Annotated in this window: 19 protein-coding genes; 16 read left to right on the plus strand and 3 right to left on the minus strand. The window is 53.6% G+C overall.

Annotated elements, in window-relative coordinates; genetic code table 11:
* Positions 1–112: 112 nt before the first annotated feature.
* Both ACFSUF_RS05655 and lipB read left to right on the plus strand, forming a co-directional pair.
* The gene (locus tag ACFSUF_RS05655; RefSeq protein WP_377600981.1) at positions 113–1474 is read left to right on the plus strand and encodes a dihydrolipoamide acetyltransferase family protein; all 1362 of its coding nucleotides are present in this window, start codon (positions 113–115) and stop codon (positions 1472–1474) included.
* Positions 1475–1494: 20 nt separating this feature from the next.
* The gene (lipB, locus tag ACFSUF_RS05660) at positions 1495–2196 is read left to right on the plus strand and encodes a lipoyl(octanoyl) transferase LipB (RefSeq protein ID WP_377600983.1); all 702 of its coding nucleotides are present in this window, start codon (positions 1495–1497) and stop codon (positions 2194–2196) included.
* Here the strand turns inward: lipB and prli42 are convergent.
* Positions 2177–2278 carry a stressosome-associated protein Prli42 gene (gene prli42 / locus ACFSUF_RS05665; protein ID WP_377600985.1) on the minus strand — a complete coding sequence of 34 codons (102 nt, stop codon included), beginning with the start codon at positions 2276–2278 and terminating at the stop codon, positions 2177–2179. The genes lipB and prli42 overlap by 20 nt on opposite strands.
* Positions 2279–2371: 93 nt before the next feature.
* Between prli42 and ACFSUF_RS05670 the strand changes: the two genes are divergently transcribed.
* The 3 genes from ACFSUF_RS05670 (at position 2372) to ACFSUF_RS05680 (ending at position 5659) form a co-directional block, all read left to right on the plus strand.
* Positions 2372–3499: a M20/M25/M40 family metallo-hydrolase gene (locus ACFSUF_RS05670; RefSeq protein ID WP_377600987.1), complete on the plus strand. Its 1128-nt coding sequence runs from the start codon at positions 2372–2374 to the stop codon at positions 3497–3499.
* 426 nt (positions 3500–3925) lie between these two features.
* Positions 3926–4477, plus strand: coding sequence for a GNAT family N-acetyltransferase (locus ACFSUF_RS05675; protein ID WP_377600988.1), 552 nt, complete (start codon positions 3926–3928; stop codon positions 4475–4477).
* Positions 4478–4495: 18 nt separating this feature from the next.
* Positions 4496–5659 (plus strand): DUF3866 family protein, encoded by a 1164-nt coding sequence (locus ACFSUF_RS05680; protein ID WP_377600990.1) that lies wholly within the window; start codon positions 4496–4498, stop codon positions 5657–5659.
* Here the strand turns inward: ACFSUF_RS05680 and mciZ are convergent.
* Positions 5601–5798 carry a Z-ring formation inhibitor MciZ gene (mciZ, locus tag ACFSUF_RS05685; protein WP_377600992.1) on the minus strand — a complete coding sequence of 66 codons (198 nt, stop codon included), beginning with the start codon at positions 5796–5798 and terminating at the stop codon, positions 5601–5603. The two genes, ACFSUF_RS05680 and mciZ, sit on opposite strands and share 59 nt — an antisense overlap.
* 234 nt (positions 5799–6032) lie before the next feature.
* Between mciZ and ACFSUF_RS05690 the strand changes: the two genes are divergently transcribed.
* From ACFSUF_RS05690 to ACFSUF_RS05715, 6 genes are all read left to right on the plus strand, one after another.
* A complete protein-coding gene (locus ACFSUF_RS05690) occupies positions 6033–6584 on the plus strand; it encodes an NUDIX hydrolase (protein WP_377600994.1) in 552 nt (183 codons plus the stop codon).
* Position 6585: 1 nt separating this feature from the next.
* Positions 6586–7788: an endonuclease Q family protein gene (locus ACFSUF_RS05695; RefSeq protein WP_377600996.1), complete on the plus strand. Its 1203-nt coding sequence runs from the start codon at positions 6586–6588 to the stop codon at positions 7786–7788.
* 97 nt (positions 7789–7885) lie between these two features.
* On the plus strand, positions 7886–8866 hold the full coding sequence (locus ACFSUF_RS05700) for a formylglycine-generating enzyme family protein (RefSeq protein WP_377600998.1): 981 nt from the start codon (positions 7886–7888) through the stop codon (positions 8864–8866).
* A gap of 178 nt (positions 8867–9044) precedes the next feature.
* Entirely contained in the window at positions 9045–9767 is a 723-nt protein-coding gene (locus ACFSUF_RS05705; RefSeq protein WP_377601000.1) for a phytanoyl-CoA dioxygenase family protein, read from the plus strand.
* Positions 9767–10000, plus strand: coding sequence for a hypothetical protein (locus tag ACFSUF_RS05710; protein ID WP_377601002.1), 234 nt, complete (start codon positions 9767–9769; stop codon positions 9998–10000). Before ACFSUF_RS05705 ends, ACFSUF_RS05710 begins: the two co-directional genes overlap by 1 nt.
* Positions 10001–10300: 300 nt before the next feature.
* On the plus strand, positions 10301–11830 hold the full coding sequence (locus tag ACFSUF_RS05715; protein ID WP_377601004.1) for an FGGY-family carbohydrate kinase: 1530 nt from the start codon (positions 10301–10303) through the stop codon (positions 11828–11830).
* Here ACFSUF_RS05715 and nagA read toward each other — a convergent pair.
* Positions 11818–12969, minus strand: coding sequence for an N-acetylglucosamine-6-phosphate deacetylase (gene nagA / locus ACFSUF_RS05720; protein WP_377601006.1), 1152 nt, complete (start codon positions 12967–12969; stop codon positions 11818–11820). The two genes, ACFSUF_RS05715 and nagA, sit on opposite strands and share 13 nt — an antisense overlap.
* A 218-nt stretch (positions 12970–13187) precedes the next feature.
* Between nagA and ACFSUF_RS05725 the strand changes: the two genes are divergently transcribed.
* From ACFSUF_RS05725 to ACFSUF_RS05745, 5 genes are all read left to right on the plus strand, one after another.
* Positions 13188–14534, plus strand: a complete 1347-nt coding sequence (locus tag ACFSUF_RS05725; RefSeq protein WP_377601008.1) for an ABC transporter substrate-binding protein — start codon at positions 13188–13190, stop codon at positions 14532–14534.
* An 86-nt stretch (positions 14535–14620) separates the two neighbouring features.
* Positions 14621–15556 (plus strand): carbohydrate ABC transporter permease, encoded by a 936-nt coding sequence (locus ACFSUF_RS05730; RefSeq protein ID WP_377601010.1) that lies wholly within the window; start codon positions 14621–14623, stop codon positions 15554–15556.
* Positions 15553–16446: a carbohydrate ABC transporter permease gene (locus tag ACFSUF_RS05735; RefSeq protein WP_377601012.1), complete on the plus strand. Its 894-nt coding sequence runs from the start codon at positions 15553–15555 to the stop codon at positions 16444–16446. Before ACFSUF_RS05730 ends, ACFSUF_RS05735 begins: the two co-directional genes overlap by 4 nt.
* A 31-nt stretch (positions 16447–16477) precedes the next feature.
* Positions 16478–18304, plus strand: a complete 1827-nt coding sequence (locus tag ACFSUF_RS05740; RefSeq protein WP_377601014.1) for a hypothetical protein — start codon at positions 16478–16480, stop codon at positions 18302–18304.
* Entirely contained in the window at positions 18301–21102 is a 2802-nt protein-coding gene (locus ACFSUF_RS05745) for an alpha-mannosidase (RefSeq protein ID WP_377601016.1), read from the plus strand. The genes ACFSUF_RS05740 and ACFSUF_RS05745 overlap by 4 nt, the downstream gene beginning before the upstream one ends.
* Positions 21103–21129: the final 27 nt, after the last annotated feature.

The raw sequence follows: 21129 nt of genomic DNA on the forward strand, positions 1-21129 counted from the left end.
ACGGCCGGGCGGGCGTCAGTCCGAGGCCGCATACAGGGCGGACATGAGCGCAGATTAGCATATCGGTGCTGCACTGCGACTCATGGACAGCCGCATAAACGAGGTGCCTTGAATGAGCAAAGAAGTGGAAATTATCGTTCCGCAGCTGGCCGAATCTCTCGTGTCGGCTACGATCGGCAAGTGGCTGAAGCAGCCTGGCGAATATGTGGAACAATACGAAGTCATTTGCGAACTGTTTACGGATAAAGTCAACGCGGAGCTGCCTTCTACGGCGGAAGGCCGGTTGACGAAGATTTTGGTGCAGGAGGGCGAGAACGTACCGGTGGGCACGCCGATCTGCATCATTGAAGCGGTGGAGAGCGGAGCCGGAGGCTCGGCAGACACCGCTTATGCGGCTCCTGCGGCGCGGCAGGAGCCTGCGGCTGCAGGCACGGCCGGCTCCGCGGCCGCAGGGGGAAGCGCTTTGGCGCATGCCTCGTCGGATACGAGCATGCGCACGCGGTACTCCCCGGCGGTACAGGAGCTTGCCGGCGTGAACGGCATCGACCTTCGGCACGTAAGCGGCAGCGGACTTGGCGGGCGGATTACCCGCAAGGACGTGCTTGCTTATATCGCCGAAGGGAAGCCGGCGCCGCAGGCCGCTCCGGCTGCGCCGCAGCAGGCTGAACCTGCCGCCGTGACGCAGTCGCAGGGACCGGTCCGGACAACCGGCATCCATCTGAGCCAGACGCCGAAGCTGCCCGACATTGAAGTAGAGGGCCAAGAGATTGCCGGCCGCAGCGAATATTTCGTGGATGTCACGCCGATCCGCAGCACGATTGCGCGGAATATGCGCCAGAGCGTAACGGAAATTCCGCACGCCTGGACGATGATTGAAGTCGACGTTACGAATCTCGTGCAGCTGCGCAACAAATGGAAAGAGGAATTCAAGCAGAAGGAAGGCGTCAACCTGACGTATCTGGCGTTCCTCATTAAAGCGGTAGTAAGCGCGATTAAAGATTATCCGATCATGAATTCCGTTTGGGCTGTTGATAAGATTATCGTCAAGCGCGATATCAATATTTCGCTGGCGGTCGGAACGGAAGATTCCGTACTGACGCCTGTCATTAAGAAAGCGGACCAGAAGAACATTCCGGGCATTGCCCGTGAAATTGAGGAACTGTCGGGCAAGACTCGCTCCGGCAAGCTGAAGCTGGATGACATGGTCGGCGGCACGTTTACGATTAACAATACGGGTTCATTTGGATCCATTCTGTCTTACCCGATTATTAACTATCCGCAGGCTGCGATCTTAACTTTTGAATCTATTGTCAAAAAGCCTGTCGTCATCAACGATATGATTGCCGTGCGTTCCATGGCGAACTTGTGCCTGTCCCTGGACCACAGGATTCTGGACGGCGTCATTTGCGGCCGGTTCCTGCAGCGGGTTAAGGAAAACATGGAAAGCTACAACGCCGAGACAAATTTGTACTAAGACGAAAGAAGCGATGACTGATGAAGCCTTTGCAAGCATTTTATCATCCCAGAATGGAATATGAAGCCGCTTGGAATTTGCAAAAGCAGTTCGTAAAGGCGATCGACAGGCAGGAGGAAGCGGAAACGCTCCTCCTGCTTGAGCATCCGCCGACTTATACAATCGGTGCCGACAAGCATCCGGAGCATCTGCTCTGGGATGAAGAAGAACGGAACCGCCGCGGGATTTCGGTCTTTCAGATCGACCGCGGGGGTGACATCACATATCACGGTCCCGGGCAGCTGGTGGGTTATCCGCTGGTTTATTTGGATGCGCAGGGTTTGGATTTGCATGGTTATTTGAGAAATCTGGAACAGGCCGTGATCGATTATTTGCAGGAATTCGGCATAGAAGGCTCGCGTAAAGAAGAGTATACCGGCGTTTGGGTCGGAGACGTGAAAATTTGCGCCATCGGGGTCAAATTCAATAAATGCAGGCACCGCAGGGGATTTGTGACGAGCCACGGGTTTGCTTTTAATATTCATAAGGGAGTGGACGGGTTTCAGGGGATTATTCCATGCGGGATTACCGAATATGGAGTCACGTCGCTAGAGGAATGCACGGGCCGGAGAATTTCGCTGAAAGAAGCGGCGGAAGGCATTCTTCCGCACTTCTGCAGGGTGTTCGGCTTTGAACAGCCCGGCCTTCTGACCGAGCGTTCCGTTATTGAAGCAAAGGAGTAATTGACATCAGAAGGGTGGAGAGCAGCATAGCCCCCAGCATGATGTAGATGACGATCTTAAACCAACGGTTATTTTGACCCATGGTCGGTTACCCCTTTCCATTTGGTTTCTTGATGAACAAGCGTTATACTTTAAGCATATTGTAACTCATTTTTGTCGTTGGAGGGAAGTCTCAATGGTGAATCAGGAGCGGTTGGTACAGGAGTTTATGGAGCTGGTGCAGGTTGACAGCGAAACGAGGAACGAGCAGGAGATCAGTCAGGTACTGAAAAAGAAGTTCGCTGAGTACGGGCTGACGGTTACCGAGGACAACGCCCAGGAGAAGACGGGATTTGGAGCAAATAACCTGTTTGCTTCTCTAGCGGCTACTTCGGATAAAGAATTGCCTAGACTGTTTTTCACCTGTCATATGGACACGGTTACTCCCGGAAAAGGAATCAAGCCGCGCGTCGACGAGGACGGTTACATACGCAGTGACGGCACGACGATTCTCGGGGCGGACGATAAAGCAGGGATTGCGGCTATGTTCGAGACGATCCGTGTTCTGAAAGAAAACAACATACCTCACGGCAAAATCCAATTCGTCATCTCCGTCGGCGAAGAATCAGGCCTGATCGGCGCGCGCGCTATGGATGCATCCTACATGGATGCGGACTTCGGCTATGCTCTGGATTCGAACGGTGCCGTTGGCGGCATTGCCGTTGCAGCTCCTACGCAAGTTCGTCTGTATGTGGACATTCGCGGTAAATCCGCCCATGCCGGCGTAAATCCGGAAGACGGTATCAGTGCGATCCAAGTGGCGAGTAAAGCAGTGTCCCGTATGAACCTTGGCCGTCTGGACAAAGACACGACCGCCAATATCGGTAAATTTGCAGGCGGGGATCAGACGAATATTGTCTGTGATTACGTCCGTGTAGAAGCCGAGGCGCGCAGCTTGTACCAGGAGAAGGTCGACAAGCAAGTGGGGCACATGAAAGAGGCGTTCGAGAGCGCGGCATCCGACTTTGGCGCGACAGTGGACATTAAGACCGAGCTGCTGTATCCTGCGTTCAATTACGGCGACGACGCTCCGGTTGTTCAACTGGCTATGCGTGCGTTGGAGACGATCGGCAAAACGCCGAACACGTTCCAGACCGGCGGCGGCAGCGACGCGAACATGTTTAACGGTATGGGTATTCCGACAGTCAACCTCGCGGTAGGCTATGAGCATATCCACACCACGAAAGAGCAAATTCTTGTTTCGGAATTGGTAGACACAGCACGTGCTGTGGTTGCAATTGTGCAGGAAGTGGCTAAGGGGTAAAAGTACCATCATCAGGAAAGCCTGCCCGGCGGTAAATGCGGGCAGGTTTTTTTGGGATTTCATCATACTTATTTGCAAGCCTGGCGTTGGTGAGCTAATGAGTCCTAGGATCGCCATTTGCCCCAAATCTGCCCCTTCCTCCATCAAACGAACCCAAGACACGCTAATTAGCTGAAAAACCCGCTTTTGAGGAACAAATGAGCTAAATAAGGTGATGAGGGTTCGTTAGCATTCAAAACATCGGATTTTGCCCGAAATAGCGTGTCTGAGTTTCGTTAGCTAAACTTATGGCTGAGGTAGAACTGAGCAGAAGAAACTGCAGATGCAACACAGATGAAACTACCTGCAAAGGGGAAATTTTAGCATAAAGCGTTACTGTGGTAAAATAATAAAGCTTACATAACTATAGGCAGGGGAGTTAAATACATGTTTACACTAGGGGATATCAGTATCCGGCCTATGGAGCCCGGGGATATCGATATGATGTACCAATGGCATCTGGATCACGAACTTGAAACCTACAGCGGCTGGGGAAACCGGAGATCGGAAGCTTTGTTCAGGCAAAAATATGAAGGTTATATAATGAACCCGCCGGCTGATTTTATCATGTTTTCGGTTGTGGCCGGAGACGTACTTTGCGGAAGAGTTGAACTGGCGATGATCGATACGGAGAACCGTAAAGCGGCGGTCGGCATTTTGCTGGGCAACCGTACGGTATGGAACCGGGGCGTAGGGAGAACGGCGCTTAGGCTGCTGATCGACTATGCCTTTACGGTGAAAAATCTGGAGCGGGTGTACGCCGAAGCATATGATTTTAACGAGAGGTCGAGCCGGACGCTGGAAGGTGCCGGGTTTATGCATGAAGGTACGCTGCGTAGCCATGAGCATCATCACGGGAAGCCCCGGGATATGCGGGTCTACGGTTTGCTGAAAGAAGAGTTTTATAACAAGTATGAAAGCATATTTCTTAATCCGTAAGGAAACGGCGGGAATGCGATGATCCTTTGGAGAAAGGGCCTGGTCGTAAATGTGCTGGAGGAACGCAGCGGGATGCAGGTGCTGCAAGTACAAACCGACAGATTGATGCACCCGGCCGAAGGCGGCACGATTGTTCACGGAGAGGTATCCGTCAGGGCTGTTCATTACACGGATGTTCTCCCCAAAGCCGCGCCTGGCGACGAAGTGATGCTGAACGGTACGGCCTCTGTGATGGGGCTTGGTACGGGCGGTGTGGATTTTGTTGCGGGCTTTTGCGGGATATCGGAGGGGAAGCAGCTAAGCGTTCCTGTAAAGCTGCCGGACGACCCGCGCGAAGCCGGGCATCTGATGAAACTCCGCTACACGCCGCTGCAGCGCGCGGTCGTGAGCGTCGAGGCTCCCGAGAGCCCGCATCACGGGCTCTTTCAGGAGCCTCTAAGCCTGTGCGGCACGCCGGTACTGATCGGCGAGCTGCACAGCATGCTGCCGGCGGCGGTGTGCCGCATCCGCCAGCAGCAGCCCGGGGCGTCGGTCGCCTACGTCATGACCGACGGCGGTGCCCTGCCGGCCGCATTCAGCCGGCATATCGCCGCGCTCCGCGGCCTCGGGTGGCTGCGCGGCACCGTTACGTGCGGCCATGCCTACGGCGGCGATCTCGAAGCGCTGAACAAGTTCACCGCGCTTCTCGCAGCTAAACATGTGCTCGGCGCGGATATCATCATCGCCGCTATGGGTCCCGGCATTGCCGGGACCGGGACCGAGTTCGGCCATACCGGCATGGAAACGGCCGAACTGATCCACGCGGCCGCCGCGCTGGGCGGGCAGCCTGTGCTGATGCCGCGCTTGTCCGGCGGGGACTCCCGCGCGCGGCATCAGGGCGTCAGCCACCACCTGCGGACGGTGCTGACGAAAGCGGCGCTCGCGCCGGCGGCCGTTCCGCTGCCGGGCGGGCTGGCGCCGCAGGAGCAGCAGCGCCTCGCGCAGGAGCTCGGCGCCGCTGGGCAGCCTCATGTGCGGCACGCATTTCCGCGGATGCCGCACATCGCACAAGAAGAAATCCGCCTAAGCCAGGCGGATTATCCAATCGCCGTCACCACCATGGACCGGGGCCTGGCGGACGATCCTATATTTTTCGAAGCGGTATGCGCGTCGGCGGACTATGCTTTATCGAGGCTGCCCTAGGGGCGGAAGTCAGGGAGGCCAACGTGTCCTGGAGCAGCGCACCGGGGCCAGCCTGTTTATTCATGGTGCGGAGTTTATGACGAATTTCCCAAGCCTTCCCGGATAGGGATAAGTGTTGTCCGGATACATAGATTTTCATTGAAAGCCTCCGATTCCAGGGCTACTGCCGCGGTTTTTGTAAAATATCAGAATGTATATTTTATTTTCTTTATACCTGTTCTGATATTTCTCTGGAATGAAACGAACTGCTCCGCCTTAAGGACGGCGGCAGCCGGTTCACCTTGTTATAGGGAGTATATGCAGCGGTTGGACAAGTTATGTCGGGCGGGATGCTGCTGTCGGAGTGAACTATTTTATAGGGAGAGTGTTCCATATGAGCCACAAAAAATTCGAAGAAACCACGATCGAGACAAAGCCGATTTATCAAGGGAAGATCATTTCGCTGCAAGTTGATACGGTACGTCTGCCAAACGGCAATACGTCCACCCGCGAGATCGTGAAACACCCCGGCGCCGTAGCTGTACTTGCTTTAGTTGACGGAAAGATGCTGGTAGTGGAACAGTTCCGTAAAGCGCTCGAAAAAAGTCAGGTTGAGATTCCCGCAGGCAAATTGGATCCGGGTGAGGACCCGCTGGATGCCGCTCGGAGAGAGTTGGAGGAGGAGACTGGATATCGCGCGGGATCTATTCGTTTGCTGCATTCTTTCTATACATCTCCCGGCTTTGCGGATGAGATCGTGCACTTGTATCTGGCTGAGGACTTGACGGTGGGTGAGGTAAATCCGGATGAGGACGAGTTTCTGGAGATCGAGGCGATCACGCTGGAGCAGGCTCAGCAGTATATGAAGGAATGGCGCATCAGCGATGCCAAAACGATTACGGCCGTGTACGCATGGCAGGTCTATCAGCTGACGGGGCGGATTTAACATGGCAGACCGGCTGAGCTCCTATTACGTTGACATGCACATTCATATCGGCCGTACCGAAGAGGGCAAACCGGTCAAAATCAGCGGCAGCAAAGACCTGACGTTTTACAATATCGCCAAGGAAGCTTCGGAGCGCAAAGGCATCGAGGTTGTCGGAATCATTGACTGTCATTCGCCGACGGTACAGAAGGAAATCATCCAATATCTTGATAAAGGCGACATGACGGAGCTCTCCGGCGGCGGCATCCAATATCACGATACGACCGTACTGCTTGGAAGTGAAATCGAAGTGCGCGATCCCGGATTGGGACCGGCGCATTTGCTGGTATATTTGCCTACCCTGGCGGTGATGCAGGATTTTACGAAGTGGATGTCGGGCCATATGAAAAATGTGGAGCTGAGCTCCCAGCGCATTTACGTTCCTGCGCGCGTACTGCAGGAGGAAGTGCTGGGCCGCGGCGGGATCGTCATTCCCGCTCATATTTTTACACCGCACAAAAGCGTATACGGCAGCTGCTCGACCCGGCTGGAACATCTGCTCGATCTGGACGGCGTCGCGGCTGTCGAACTGGGACTCAGCTCCGATACGGAGATGGCCGGCACCATTTCCGAATTAGACCCCTTTACATACCTGACCGATTCCGATGCCCACTCCCTGGCTAAAATAGGCAGGGAATACAACGTTATGGCGCTGCAATCGCCCAGCTACGATGAGGTGGTAAAGGCGCTGAAGGGCGAGTCCGGCCGCGGAGTTACGGCTAATTACGGCTTGAATTCCCGGCTTGGCAAATACCATCGTACGTTTTGCGCACAGTGCAATTCCATCTTGGACGAGGAGGAGTCCGCTGTGGACCGCTGCCTGTACTGCGGCAGCAAGAAAATCGTCCGCGGTGTGATGGACCGGATCCGCGAGCTTTCGGACCGGGATACGCCTCCCGCGAATCGAAAGCGGCCGCCGTACCACTACCAGGTGCCGCTGGAGTTCATCCCGGGCCTCGGCAAGCGCAAGCTGGAGTTGCTGCTCGGACGCTTCGGGACGGAGATGAATATCCTACACCGAGCTTCTGTAGAGGAGCTTGCTGAAGCTGTAGGCGACGAGATTGCAGCCTATATTGTTCAGGCCCGTGAAGGCACGCTTCAGCTGGAGGTCGGCGGGGGAGGCACTTACGGAAAAGTCTCTAGAACAGGATCTTTGCCGAAGTGACCCTCTTCACGGAGGGTCTATTTGCCGCGAATGATTGATGCGTCAGAACCGGCTGACATTGTTATCTTTTAATTCAACTTGGAGGAGAATGAGTTCAATGTCTGATGTGAAAGTGTGTTGTACGGCGTCCAGGCATCAAATAAATTCCGTGCCGGGCATGAGCGGCAATCAGGATATTGCTTCGCTCCAGACCAATCGGTCCGCAGGCGAAGCGCCCGTCGAACATTATCTCCTTTACCTGCCTTCCTCTCAGTTTTTAATGGGGAGCAGCAGTACGGAGGGATTTCCGCAAGACGGGGAAGGTCCAGTCCGGCTTGTCAGTATCGATGCCTTCCGTATTTCGGCATATGCGGTTACGAATGCCCAGTTTAGGATATTTATTGAGGATACAGGATATCGGACGGAAGCGGAACGGTTCGGCTGGTCCTATGTATTTCACTTGCTCGCCAGCGAAAAGACTAAGGAGGAAGTGAAACAAGTTCCCCGGGATGTACCGTGGTGGCTCGTTGTAAAAGGCGCCTGCTGGTCTAACCCGGAAGGACCGGGCAGCGGCATCGACGGCAGGCTGGATCATCCCGTGATTCATATTTCCTGGAATGATGCCCAGGCTTACTGCAAGTGGGCGGGGGTGAGGCTTCCAACAGAGGCGGAATGGGAATATGCCGCCCGCGGGGGTCTGGAACAGAAGACGTACCCATGGGGGGACTTGCTAAAGCAGGACGGAATACATCATTGCAACATATGGCAGGGGAAATTTCCGGACAAAAATCATGCCGGCGACGGATTCCTCGGAACGGCTCCCGTAAACGCATATAAACCGAACGGATTCGGCTTATATAACGCCGCCGGCAACGTATGGGAGTGGTGTTCGGATTGGTTCAGCCCGGATTACCATGCCGTTACAGCTAACGAGAACCCGCTTTACCTGCGTCCAACAGGCAAAAGGTCGATGCGCGGCGGTTCTTATCTATGCCACCGTTCTTATTGTAACCGTTACCGTGTCGGTGCCAGAAGCAGCAATACACCGGACAGCTCCGGCGGGAACTGCGGATTTCGCGTAGCGGCGGACGCCGAGTAAACCCTTTATTTAATTGAATTTCCAAGCCTCATCCCGTCGTGCCAAGATGCAGACCCGCTCTCCTGCAAAGTGGAAAAAGTACAATGATAACTGGAATAAGCTCATTGTCCGTTTATCCCCCTCATCTCATAATGAAAATAGGAATTTGAATTGAATTCACTTGATGGGAGAGATGGGAATGTTGACGAAAGAGCAGCTTCAGCACTACGATGATCAGGGGTATATCATTTTGAATCGGTTGTTTACGGAAGAAGAGGTGGATGCCATCCGCTGCCGGATCGACCGGTTCGACGATGCTTCGGAGGCTGCCTTGAGAAAAGCGGGGCAAAGTTTTAACAGCATCCCGAATCAGATCAACTTCACTTGCAATTTGGCCCGCCAAGATCCAACGCTTGAACGTTTTATCAGCGACCGCCGCTTTGTTGAACTTACTACACCTATTTTGGGGCCAGATATCAGATTATATTGGGATCAATCGGTTTACAAGCGTCCCGAAGCAAACAGAGATTTTCCCTGGCACCAGGATAACGGGTATGTTCCAACGGATCCGGTGCATTACATGACCTGCTGGCTGGCGTTAGAGGATGCAACTCTGGAGAACGGCTGCATTTGGGTGAAGCCGGAGTCGCACAAGCTGGGATTTGTGGAACATGTGAAAACAGATATCGGTTGGCAATGTTACTTTGGAGAGGATCCTGGGATGCCGGTTCCGTTGAAAAAAGGAAGCATGGTCGCATTCCATTCGCTGCTGTTTCACCGCAGTACGCCGAACCGTAGTCAAACAACGCGTAAGGCTTATATAATGCAGTATTCCATGGATGGCGCGAAACACCCTGAAACCGGCGAATTGTTCGACAACGGCCCGCTGATTGCCAAGTCCGGAAAAGCTGTAATCGTCTAATGGAAACTGTTATGATGTGCTGTATCCGTAATTTACAGCAATACAGACACGGCTTACTGTTAGAGAAATATGCGAAGGCAGGCTGCCTGGTTACGGTGGAACGATGCCTCTCCCAATGTATCGGATGCGGCAAAGGGCCCTCGGTTACGGTAGGGAACGTATGGGTTGGGGCGGAGAGCGTCGAGGCGCTTGAAAAGCAGATCGATATTCGCCTTACAGCGGAACGGGGCTGAAATTGCTGCCAAATACGGGTTACGCGATACAGCTTATGTCAGCAGATTATTCACAAAGCAGATGAGAACGACACCCGGTACTACAGGCTCAATGCGGAATCTGCACGAAGGCTTGTGATAAAACGAACGGCATATAGTAGTCCGGACTTAACATGAATAGATAGCCCTGCGCTCGGTATGCGAACGCAGGGCGTTTTTCATTGAGTTTATTAGTGATGATTAGGTACATAGTAACGGGACTTGCCGCTGAGAGCCGATCCGTTTATACTCCAACTATTCGAATATAAGGGGGGATGTTCCATGCTTCTGGCTATTGATGTGGGGACCACGAATATGAAAGCAGGGATAATGAACGAGCAAGGAGACTGTTTGGCAGCCGCAAGCAGGCCGAACCGCCAGTTTCACCATCCCGATGGTTATATGTATTTTGATCCCGCAGTCCTGTGGAAAACGGTGGCGGAGCTCATCCGAGAGGTCGTAGAACAGGCCGGGCGGCCACCTGTGCCGGCTGTCGGGATTACAAGTATGGCGGAAAGCGGGCTTGTCATCGGAAGGAAGAGCGGAGAGCCCCAAACGATGATTCTTCCCTGGTTTGAGAGATGCGCCTTGGAGCAAGCCGGCAAGTTAGAACAGAGCGTGGATGTGCTGCAGCAGTTTGTCCGAACAGGGCTGCGTCCTTCTTATAAGTATGGATTGGCCAAGCTTCTATGGCTGCAAAAGTACGACCCGGCAAGTCTTCAGAACGGTGTATGGGTTTCTGTATCCGCATACATCGCTCATTGCTTAACCGGAAACATTGGCGAAGAATATACGCTTGCCGCACGTACCTATGCTTTTCGGATCGATAGCCGTGCTTGGGACACGGAGCTGCTGGAGCATCTTGATCTCCCAACGGAGCTGTTCCCCCCGGTACTTGAGGCAGGAACCGCATCCGGTACGGTTGTACCGAGTTTGGCGGAGGAGCTGGGGCTCCAGACAGACACGTTAGTATGTGTTTCCGGTCATGACCATGTATGCGCATCGCTTGCTGTTGGAGCGATCGCCGCGGGTGATGTTTACAACTCTATGGGGACGGCGGAGACGATGGTCGGCGTTCTGCCGGAGCGTCCGCTGGATAGAAATGATTATTCATCAGGACTATCCTTCGGATTACATCCGAGAAAAGGGCATCTGTTTTGGATGGGCGGACATTCGGCTTCAGGGGGATCGGTCGAATGGCTGCGCCAGCTGTTCGGTGTGGAAGCGCCCCTGAGCTATGAGCAAGTTTTGGAGGAGTTGACCCGGGCGGACCGCAAGCCGAGCGGCATTATCTTTCTTCCTCATCTCATCGGGAGCGGTGCGCCTGAGCCGAATCCTTATGCCAAGGGTGCGTTTATCGGCTTATCGTCCAAGCATGGGAGGGGAGACCTAATTAAAGCTGTCCTGGAAGGAAACGCGTATCAGATGGAGGCTATACGACGAAGTGGTGAAGATGCCAACCGAAGCCCTATCGAGAGGCTGCTAGTGGTAGGGGGAGGAACGCGGAACCGTCACTGGCTGCAGATCAAAGCCGATGTATCGGGCTTGGAGCTCCAGCTGCCCGCCATGATGGAGGCGACGCTTGTCGGTGCAGCGCTCACGGCAGGCGTAGCCGCCGGCATTTATCCGGACTTTCCCGGAGCGGCCGCCGCCGTTAGGAACCGGGACACGGGAATCATTCGACCGAGCCCCGAGACCCATGTTCAATACAAACGTTTTTTTGAGCAAGGCTATTGGCCGCTGAGACAGCCTCTACTTGCATACGACGAATGGCTGCATAACGAGAGGATGCTTAATGCTTACCTGCGGTAGACAAGCTTCCCGTTGACCATCGTCCATAAGACCTGAAATTCGTCGTCCAAGAGAACCATATCTGCATCGGCACCATCCCTAATCCGGCCCTTCTTCTCTAAGCCCAGAAGATCGGCCGGAGTTTTTGTGCCCATTGTTACTGCATCCCTCAGCGGAATGCCCGCTCGGACGGTTTTGGCCAATGCTTCGTTCATGGTTACCGTGCTGGAAGCAAGTGTACCATCGGCAAGCGTCGCAACCCCTTGTCTAACCATGACCTCGTGACCGCCAAAGACGTATTTACCGTCGCCTAAGCCCATGGCCTGCAGCGCATCGGTAATAAGCACCATGCTGCCGGCACCTTTCTCACGATACATCAGCCGCACAATGGCCGGGTGGAGATGGACGTCGTCAACGATGGCTTGTACGCTGACATGCTCTTCCTCGAAAGCTGCAACGACCAGGCCGGGGTCGCGGTGATGAATGGGCCGCATGCCGTTGAAACAATGCGTAACATGACTGGCTCCGCATTGGAACGCCTGCTTGGCTTCCTCGTAGGTAGCGTCGGAGTGGGCGATGGACACGATAATATCCCGATCCGCAAGAAAGGAAACCATCTCCATACCGCCCGGCAGTTCCGGTGCTATGGTCACCATTCGCAGAAGAGAGCCGGTATGGTCCAGAATGATCTTCATTTCCTCCGGATTGGGGTGCCGCAAATAGTTTTCATTCTGCATCCCCTTCCTCTTCAAGTTCAAATAGGGCCCCTCCGCGTGAATCCCCGCAATGTTAGCACCCGGCTCCTTGCCGGCAACCCGGGATACGCTTGAAATCATACGAAGAAGATCCTCTAAGGAGGAGGAAACGGAAGTAGCCAGAAACGAGGTGCAGCCCGATCGGGCACATGCTGACGATACGGCCTCGACGCTGCGATCAGTGCCATCCATCATATCAAAGCCGTCCGCACCGTGAATATGTACGTCGATCATCCCGGGAATGAGCAGCTGGCCGCACCCGTCAAGCGTGATATCTGCTGCAGCTGCAGCATCATTGCCGTAATGTACGCTTTCAATTTGGCCGCCGCGAACGATGACGGAGCCGGACAGGGCTTCTTCGCCGTCGCCCAAAAGCCGGACATTGAATATACCTACACTCTCCATTTTTCATACCCCTTTACAGTAAGTTGTAATTCATTATACATCGAAACCCCAAAAACAAAACATTCAAAAAGTCTCAATGAAAACGTTGACATTCTGACGGATCTGCGGTAAAACTATGTTAAATACTTCAACACCCCACATGAAAGCGGTTAAATATTGACCGTTCAGGTAGAAGTATTGTGGGATTGATGACGATTTTAAAATTGGGAGGCCAAGAGATGAAAAGAGTGAAAAGATCCGCCGTATTTACACTCGCTTTAACTCTGTTTGCAGGTGTAGCCTTAACAGCTTGCTCCAACAACAATGCAAATCAGAACAATCCAGCCCCGAGCTCGTCAACAAACAGCAGCACCTCGCAAGAGAAAGTCGTACTTGATTTCTGGACGTTCTGGGGCTCAGAGACCCGCCGTCCGATTATCGAGAAGATCATCACCGATTTCAACCAGGCACATCAAGGCAAGATTGAAGTGAAGCATACGTATTATCCGTTTGGCGACATCTGGACCAAATCGCTGGCCCAAATTGCTGCGGGGAACCCGCCGGATGTGATTGTAAACAGCATTGAAGAGGTCGGCCTTCGTGCTGCGAAGAAGCAGAACACCAATCTTGCTTCGTTCATTGAGAAAGAAAAAGATGTCAAAGACCGCTTCCGTCCTGATCTATACCAAACGATGCTGTACAAGGATGAGCCTTACGCACTTCCGTTCGTAACCGATACGCGGATGATGTTCTACAATAAGGCGGCATTCCGCGAGGCAGGGCTCGATCCGGAGAAGTTCCCGGCCACTTGGGACGAACTGGAGCAAGCGGCAATCAAGCTGGATAAGAAAAATGCGAAGGGCAAATATGAACGCATCGGCTACGCTCCTCATTTCGCAGGCTTCGATGCGAAGGCCATTGCAGCCAATTTTGACGGCGGGGTAGGCTTCCTGGGAGAAGACGGCAAGCCTACCATCAACACACAGGCCAAAATTGACGCTTATAACTACGTTCTTCGTTATACGGACCGCCTGGGCCAGAAGAACATCGATGAGTTCAAGGCAACCTTCGGCAGCAAAGAAACGAATCCGTTCATCGCCGGCAAGGTGGCGATTTGGCCTGATGCAGTAACCTTCCAAACTCAAATCCGCGACTTCGGTAAGAACATGGAAGTAGGCGTGGCACCAATCCCTGAAACCAAGCCGGGTGCGGGACATTGGAGCACCGGCGGCGGCTTTGTCGTTGAAATTCCGGCCGGAGCGAAGCATCCTGAAGCCTCTTGGGAATTCATTAAATACTTAACCGATATCGATGCTCAAAAGTATTGGGCAGTAAAGAACTATGATAACGTTGCGAACGTTAAAGCATCCAATGATCCGGAGCTGATCAAAGATCCGGTTTACAAAGCAGCAGTCGACAACCTGAAGGATACCCGCGTTTATACGCGGCCGGACGTAGCGGCTGATATGCTGAAAATGATCGACCCGCAAAGCGACGCCATTCTTATGAAGCAAAAAACGCCGAAGGAAGGGCTTGACCAGGCGCAGAAAGATGTATCGGATTTAATTGCGCAAAACGGCGGTTGATCTAAAAGCAGGGAGTGGTTGGGTTTCAGCCGCTCCCCTTTTTTCTAAATATTGCAAAAGGCACATAGAGAAAGGAAGTGAAGCACATGGCTGCAACACCGGTAAAAAAACGCAGGTTCTCGCTCGAGCGCAGGGAGGCACTGTGGGGTTATGCTTTTGTTTTACCTTGGATTATCGGATTTCTGGCTTTTACCTTCGGTCCTCTGCTCTTTTCGCTGTATACGAGTTTTACGAACTATGACATTACCTCCAAGATGGATTGGGTGGGACTGCGGAATTACCGCAATATGTTCTTTCATGATTCGTTGTTTTGGAAATCCCTCAAAAATACGCTCTTCTACGTTGTGTTCAACGTTCCATTAACTACGTTCGCGGCTTTGCTGCTGGCGGTAGCCCTGAACCAGAAAATTCCCGGTATGCGGATTTTTCGCACGGTGTTCTACTTGCCTTCCATCCTTGCCGGCGTCGCCGTGTTCTACTTGTGGATGATGCTGCTAAATCCCGGAAGCGGCCTTGTGAATTTGGCTCTAGGCTGGATCGGAATTGAGGGGCCGTCCTGGATGACCGACCCGCAGTGGACGAAGCCGGCTGTCATTCTGATGAAGCTTTGGGGTGCGGGCGGCGGCATGCTGCTGTACCTGGCTGCCCTGCAAGGGGTGCCGGATCATCTTTATGAAGCGGCCGAAATTGACGGGGCATCGAGCATCCGCAGATTCTGGCACGTAACCGTCCCTATGATCACACCGGTCATCTTCTTCGAACTCGTAACCAATCTGATCGGTGCATTCCAGATCTTTCAGGAAGGCTATGTTATGGTCAACGATGCAAATATGCCGGGATCTCCGATGAACTCGCTCTTATTTTTCAATCTGCATATGTTCCTTAAAGCGTTCCAGTCGTTCCAAATGGGGTATGCCACCGCGATGGCCTGGTTCCTGTTTGTTGTCGTCATTATTCTTACATTAATCAATATGGGGCTCTCTAAGCTGTGGGTGCACTATGAAGGGGGAGATCAAAGATGAATACGGCGGCTGCAGCGGCTAGGGCTGCTACTCCTTCCAAGTCTTATTTCCAAGGCCAGCGCGCACGGAAACGAATGCTTAATCTCTTCATTGTAGTTGTCTTAAGCGGGCTCGGTCTCATTATTTTGGCACCGTTCTGGTGGATGATCTCAACCTCATTGAAATCGATGCAGGAGATTATGACCTATCCGCCGACGAAGTATCCGCACTTTTTTCAATTCGAAAACTACGTGCATGCATGGACCAAGGGAAAGTTCAGCATTTATGCGCTCAATACTTTATTTTTGGCCGGAGTCGGTGTCTTTTCCCATGTACTTTCCAATACGTTCATTGCCTATGGATTTGCCAGAATCAAATTTCCAGGAAAAAGCTTCCTGTTTTCTCTGATGCTGGCCACGATGATGATTCCCGGGTTTTGTACGCTGATTCCGCAATATATCCTGTTCTCCAAGCTCGGCTGGGTAGGAACTTATCTCCCGTTGACGATTCCGGGATTTTTCGGAAGTGCCTTCCAGATTTTCATGCTGCGCCAGTTTTATTTAAGCATTCCTAAGGATCTGATTGAGGCTGCCAAAATCGACGGGGCGAACCATATTTACATTTGGGCCCGGATTATGGTTCCGCTTGCGAAGCCGGCTGTCATCGTCATTGCCATTTCTACGTTTCAAGGGGCTTGGAACGATTTCCTCGGTCCGCTGCTTTACGTTAACAAAGAGTCGATGTTCAACATTCAAATCGGTCTTACGGCTTTCCGTTCTGCGGAGCTGACTCAATGGAATTATTTAATGGCCGCATCCCTAATTGCCTTGGCCCCGGTCATTGCTATGTTCTTTTTCTTCCAGCGTTACTTTATCGAGGGTATGAATATCTCGGCCGGAACCAAGGGCTAGAGACACTAACAGAGATACAGGGAGGAAGACCATGCTGATTCACAGAGAAAATGACGTCTTACACATAAAAGGCGATCCATATAAGCTGACATTCGCCAAGGATAGACCGTTCGTATTTGTAGAGGATGGGTCCGGAAATCTGCTGATGGAGCTGTTCGTGCCTTCCAGCATTCACACATTGACGGGAAGGGACGACACGGTCGAAATCCTCGGAAGCTGGGAGGTGGAAGAGCAAGGCGAGACCTGTGTAGCTTCCATTGAAGCCAAAAGCTCCCTGTGGGAGCGCAAGGTATACCGCTTCCGGTGTACAAAGACCCGATTCACATACGAAATGGAGGTAGACGGCCACGGACAGTTGGCGGAAGTCAACTATTTCGGCGGTTATTATTCAGGGCATGTACGCTGGGGTTCAGGGTTTTTCTGGTCCGGTCAGCGGTTTGAGCAAGGCTTTAATCCCGAGCCGAACGGGCAGGAGGTCAATTATTTCGCGCCGACGGGCGGGTCGGTGATCGACCTGATGGGCGTGCCTCTTCCCGGCAAGGGGGACTGGTTCTTCACCCCGCCTCCGTTCTGCTTCGCATTTGAAGGCGCGCAAAACTGGGTGGGTATGGGAATAGAGGCCCGTCCGGGGCATAACACCTTCACAGAGTTCAGCTATCATGCACAATTCGGTTTCTATTTATCCTTATCCTACGAAGGTCATACGACCGTAAACGGTAGCTATGTCCTTCCAGCTATCGGATTTGATTTTGCGGATACGGAATATGGCGCGCTGGCTGCCCACGTCAAATCACTGCATGAACAAGGGTATGTCAAGCTTGGCAAGCCGGAAGAGAAGCCGGACTGGTGGACGGAGCCTATTTTTTGCGGTTGGGGCTCGCAGTGCTACGCCGCTTCTGTCGCGCAGGATCGTGCCCCGAATTTTGCGAGGCAGGAACTGTATGAGCAGTTCATGGACGTTCTTGATGAGAATGGCGTTACGCCGGGAATCGTAGTGCTCGATGATAAATGGCAGGCGCAGTACGGCGAAAATTTCGTAGATGAGGAGAAGTGGCCCGATCTCCAGGGATTCATCCGCCGTCAACATCAGGAGGGAAAAAAGGTGCTGCTCTGGCTGAAGGCTTGGGATCCTGAGGGAATACCTGCCGAAGAGTGCATCCGAAATGCGGGCGGACTGCCGATCGCGTTCGATCCGACCAATCCTGATTTCGAAATGCGCCTGAGGACATCGATCCGCAATATGCTCTCAGCGGAGGGCTACGATGCCGACGGCTTCAAAATCGACTTCTCCGCCCGTATTCCAAGCGGACCCGGCATTCGGGCATACGGCTCGGAGTGGGGCTTGGAGCTGATGAAAAAATATTTATGGATTTTATATGATGAATCAAAATCAGTTAAACCGGATGCTCTTATCATGTCGCACACCCCGCATCCATATCTTGCGGACGTAGTCGATATGATCCGGCTCAACGACATCAACACGGGTAAGGATGTCGTCGAAGCGATGACTCTTCGCGCGAAGGTTGCGGCGATTGGCTGTCCTGATGCGATTATCGATACGGATAATTGGCCGATCACGAACAAATCGGACTGGCGGGATTACGTCTCGCTTCAGGCGGAGCTGGGGGTTCCTTCTTTATATTATGTCAGCCACATCGATTCGACAAAGGAAGCTCTTGAGCCCGAGGATTATGCGTTAATCCGCAAGGCTTGGGATGATGCCCGCCGGAATAAAGGAATGGGCCGGATTGCAGAGGAAGCGAAGCTGGGGATCGGTGAGAGGAAGACAGCCGGCACCGTGGACAGCATGGCCCTCACTGGAGCGAAAGATGCTGCTAACGGAGCGTGGTGGGCATGAGTGGTACTGCGAATCAAGAGGCTGCATCCGATGTGCCGGCTTGGCATGGGGAACACGAGCCGGTGCAAGACGCAGTCGGGATGCCGCATAAGAAGTACCGCGTATTCGTGTACCACCACACGCATTGGGACCGCGAATGGTGGGCTACCATGCAAGACTTTCGCATCCGTCTCGTCGAACTGATCGACGAGCTGCTGGACACGCTGGAGAACGATCCGGACTTTCGATGCTTTCTGCTGGACGGTCAGACGGTTGTGCTGAAAGATTATTTGGAAATCCGGCCGGAGATGCAGGACCGGCTTCTGCACTTCATTCGTAAAAACCGGATTCAATGCGGACCTTGGTACATTTTGCCGGATGAATTTCTGGTCAGCGGCGAGGCGCATATCCGAAATCTGTGGCTTGGCGAACGGGTGGCCCGCAGGCTTGGATATGACAACTTGAAAGTGGGATATATACCGGATACGTTCGGGCATATCTCCCAAATGCCTCAGCTTCTTCAGGGCTTCGAAATCGACAATGCGATGGTTTGGCGAGGGCTTGGCGGCCCGGCAGGCTCCTTTCGGTCCGAATTCCTATGGGAGGCGCCGGATGGGACCCAGGTGTTCACATATTGGTTTCCGGACGGCTATTACGTGGTCGATTTTCTGCACTTCGACAATCCGCTCAAAACCTATGACGAAACCTATGGCCGTGTACGACGTTCCCTCGAGCGGTGGAAGCTTCGCACTTCAACCGACTGCCTGTTAATGCCCTATGGCGGAGACCACCGGTTGATCGATAAGCGGCTGCCGCGATTACTGAAGCAGGTCAACCGGGATTTGGAGGGCTCTGCAGAGCTGCAGTGGGCGACAACCGCCGAATTTATCGATGCGGTACGAGAGCAGGCGCCGAAGCTGGAAATTATTCGCGGGGAGCTTAGGCAGACCGGAGCGGATGCACCTCATTTGCTGCCGGGCGTGCTTTCGGCACGCATGTATTTGAAGCAGTTGAACTTCCGCGGTCAGAATGCACTGGAGCGGTATGCGGAGCCATTTTCGGCACTGGCATGGAGGACGGCAGGACGCAGGTATGAGTCTAGTCTGCTTTGGACGGCATGGGAGCAGCTGGTACAGAATCATCCCCATGACAGCATCTGTGGGTGCTCCATCGACCAGGTGCATCGTGAAATGCTTCCGCGTTTCGATCAGTCACACCAGATTGCGAGGGCTCTAATTGAAAAAAGTGTTCAGGCGCTTAATGCAGCGATCGATACTTCGTCGCTGGATGAAGGCGATACCGCGCTTGTCGCACGGAATCCCTTGCCGTGGGGCCGAACGGGAGCAGTGGATGTATGGATTGGACGCCATCTGTTTGAGCCTCATCCGCGAACGCATGTGTTAACGGACGAGAACGGGATGGAGGTTCTGTTCCAAGTCAGACCGGTTGAGGGGATGCAGCCGGGTACCGATAAGACGCGATATTACGAGGTCACATTTACCGCATTGGACGTTCCAGGCTTCGGCTACCGGACTTATCGTTTGGCGAAGCGGGAAATGCGGCAGGATCCGAAACTCGTTTACTTTACGGCGCTGCAGCCTACGGCCAAGCTGAAGGGAAGCACTGCTGAGGCAGAGCTGTCTCTGGGCAATGCATCCATGGAGAACCGGTTCCTGCGAATTGACGTTAACCTTCAGAACGGCACTCTTACCGTGACGGATAAAAGAACCGGTGAGGTTTATGAAGGGCTGAACGCTCTGGAGGATGGAGGGGATGCGGGGGATACGTACAACTACTCCGCGCCCCTTGGCAATGCCGTTCTTCGAACAAATGAGCACTGCCATGCCGTGCACGTATCGATAGTGGAGGCAGGCCATGCGCGTGCGACAATGCGTGTCGATGTGGATTGGGAGCTTCCGGAGCGGCTCACTGAAGATCGCCTCAGCCGGGCGGCGACCCGTATTCCGCATCGTATGACATCCTACATTACGCTTACTGCGGGTACCGCCCGCATCGATGTGCGTACCGAGTGGGACAATCGCTCGGAGGATCACCGGATCAGGGCCTTGTTTCCGCTGGGCTGTAACGTGAGTGCTTCCTATGCGGAAGGACATTTTGATGTCATAGAGCGTCCTGTACAGGTGCCGGAGGAAGGCGACGGATGGCCGGAGCCGTTCGTGCGAGAGCTGCCGCAGCAGGGTTATGTCAGTGTAAACAACGGCCGACGCGGTCTTATGATTGCAAACAAAGGCCTTCCGGAATATGAAGTGCCGGATGACGGCACAGGTACGATTGCGGTAACGCTTGTGCGGTCGGTCGGATGGCTGTCTAGGGAAGATTTGCTTAGCCGGGTCGGCGGGGCCGGACCGGATACGATTCAGCCGGACGCCCAGTGTCCGGGACGTTGCACAGCGGAATATTCGATCATTCCGCACAGTGGAACGTGGCTGGATTCCGAGGCATACAGGGATGCGCATGAATATATGACGCCCATGCACGGATCGGCAACAGACAAGCATGAAGGCTCCTCCGCCTGGGTCGGCGAGGGCATCCGGGTTGAGGGCAACCACAGCCTGCTGCTCAGTGCCTGCAAGCAGTCGGAGGATGGCGAAGCGCTCATCCTCCGTTTCTGGAACGTGGCAAAGGAGGCGACACGCGCGGTCATCTATGTCCCGTCTTTCCCCGCTGCGGAAAGGCCTTCGTCAATACAATATGTAAACCTGAAGGAGCAGTTCTTATCGAACGCGGAGCTGCTTGAGGACGGCGGGATTGCCTTGCATGCCGGACCCGCCCAAATCGTAACGTTGAGAATATGCTGATGCTGCTCATAAATGTAAGGCCATAGG

Origin of the sequence: Paenibacillus gansuensis, assembly GCF_042684925.1 — a bacterium.
Taxonomy (GTDB): Bacteria; Bacillota; Bacilli; order Paenibacillales; family DY6; genus Paenibacillus_N; species Paenibacillus_N gansuensis.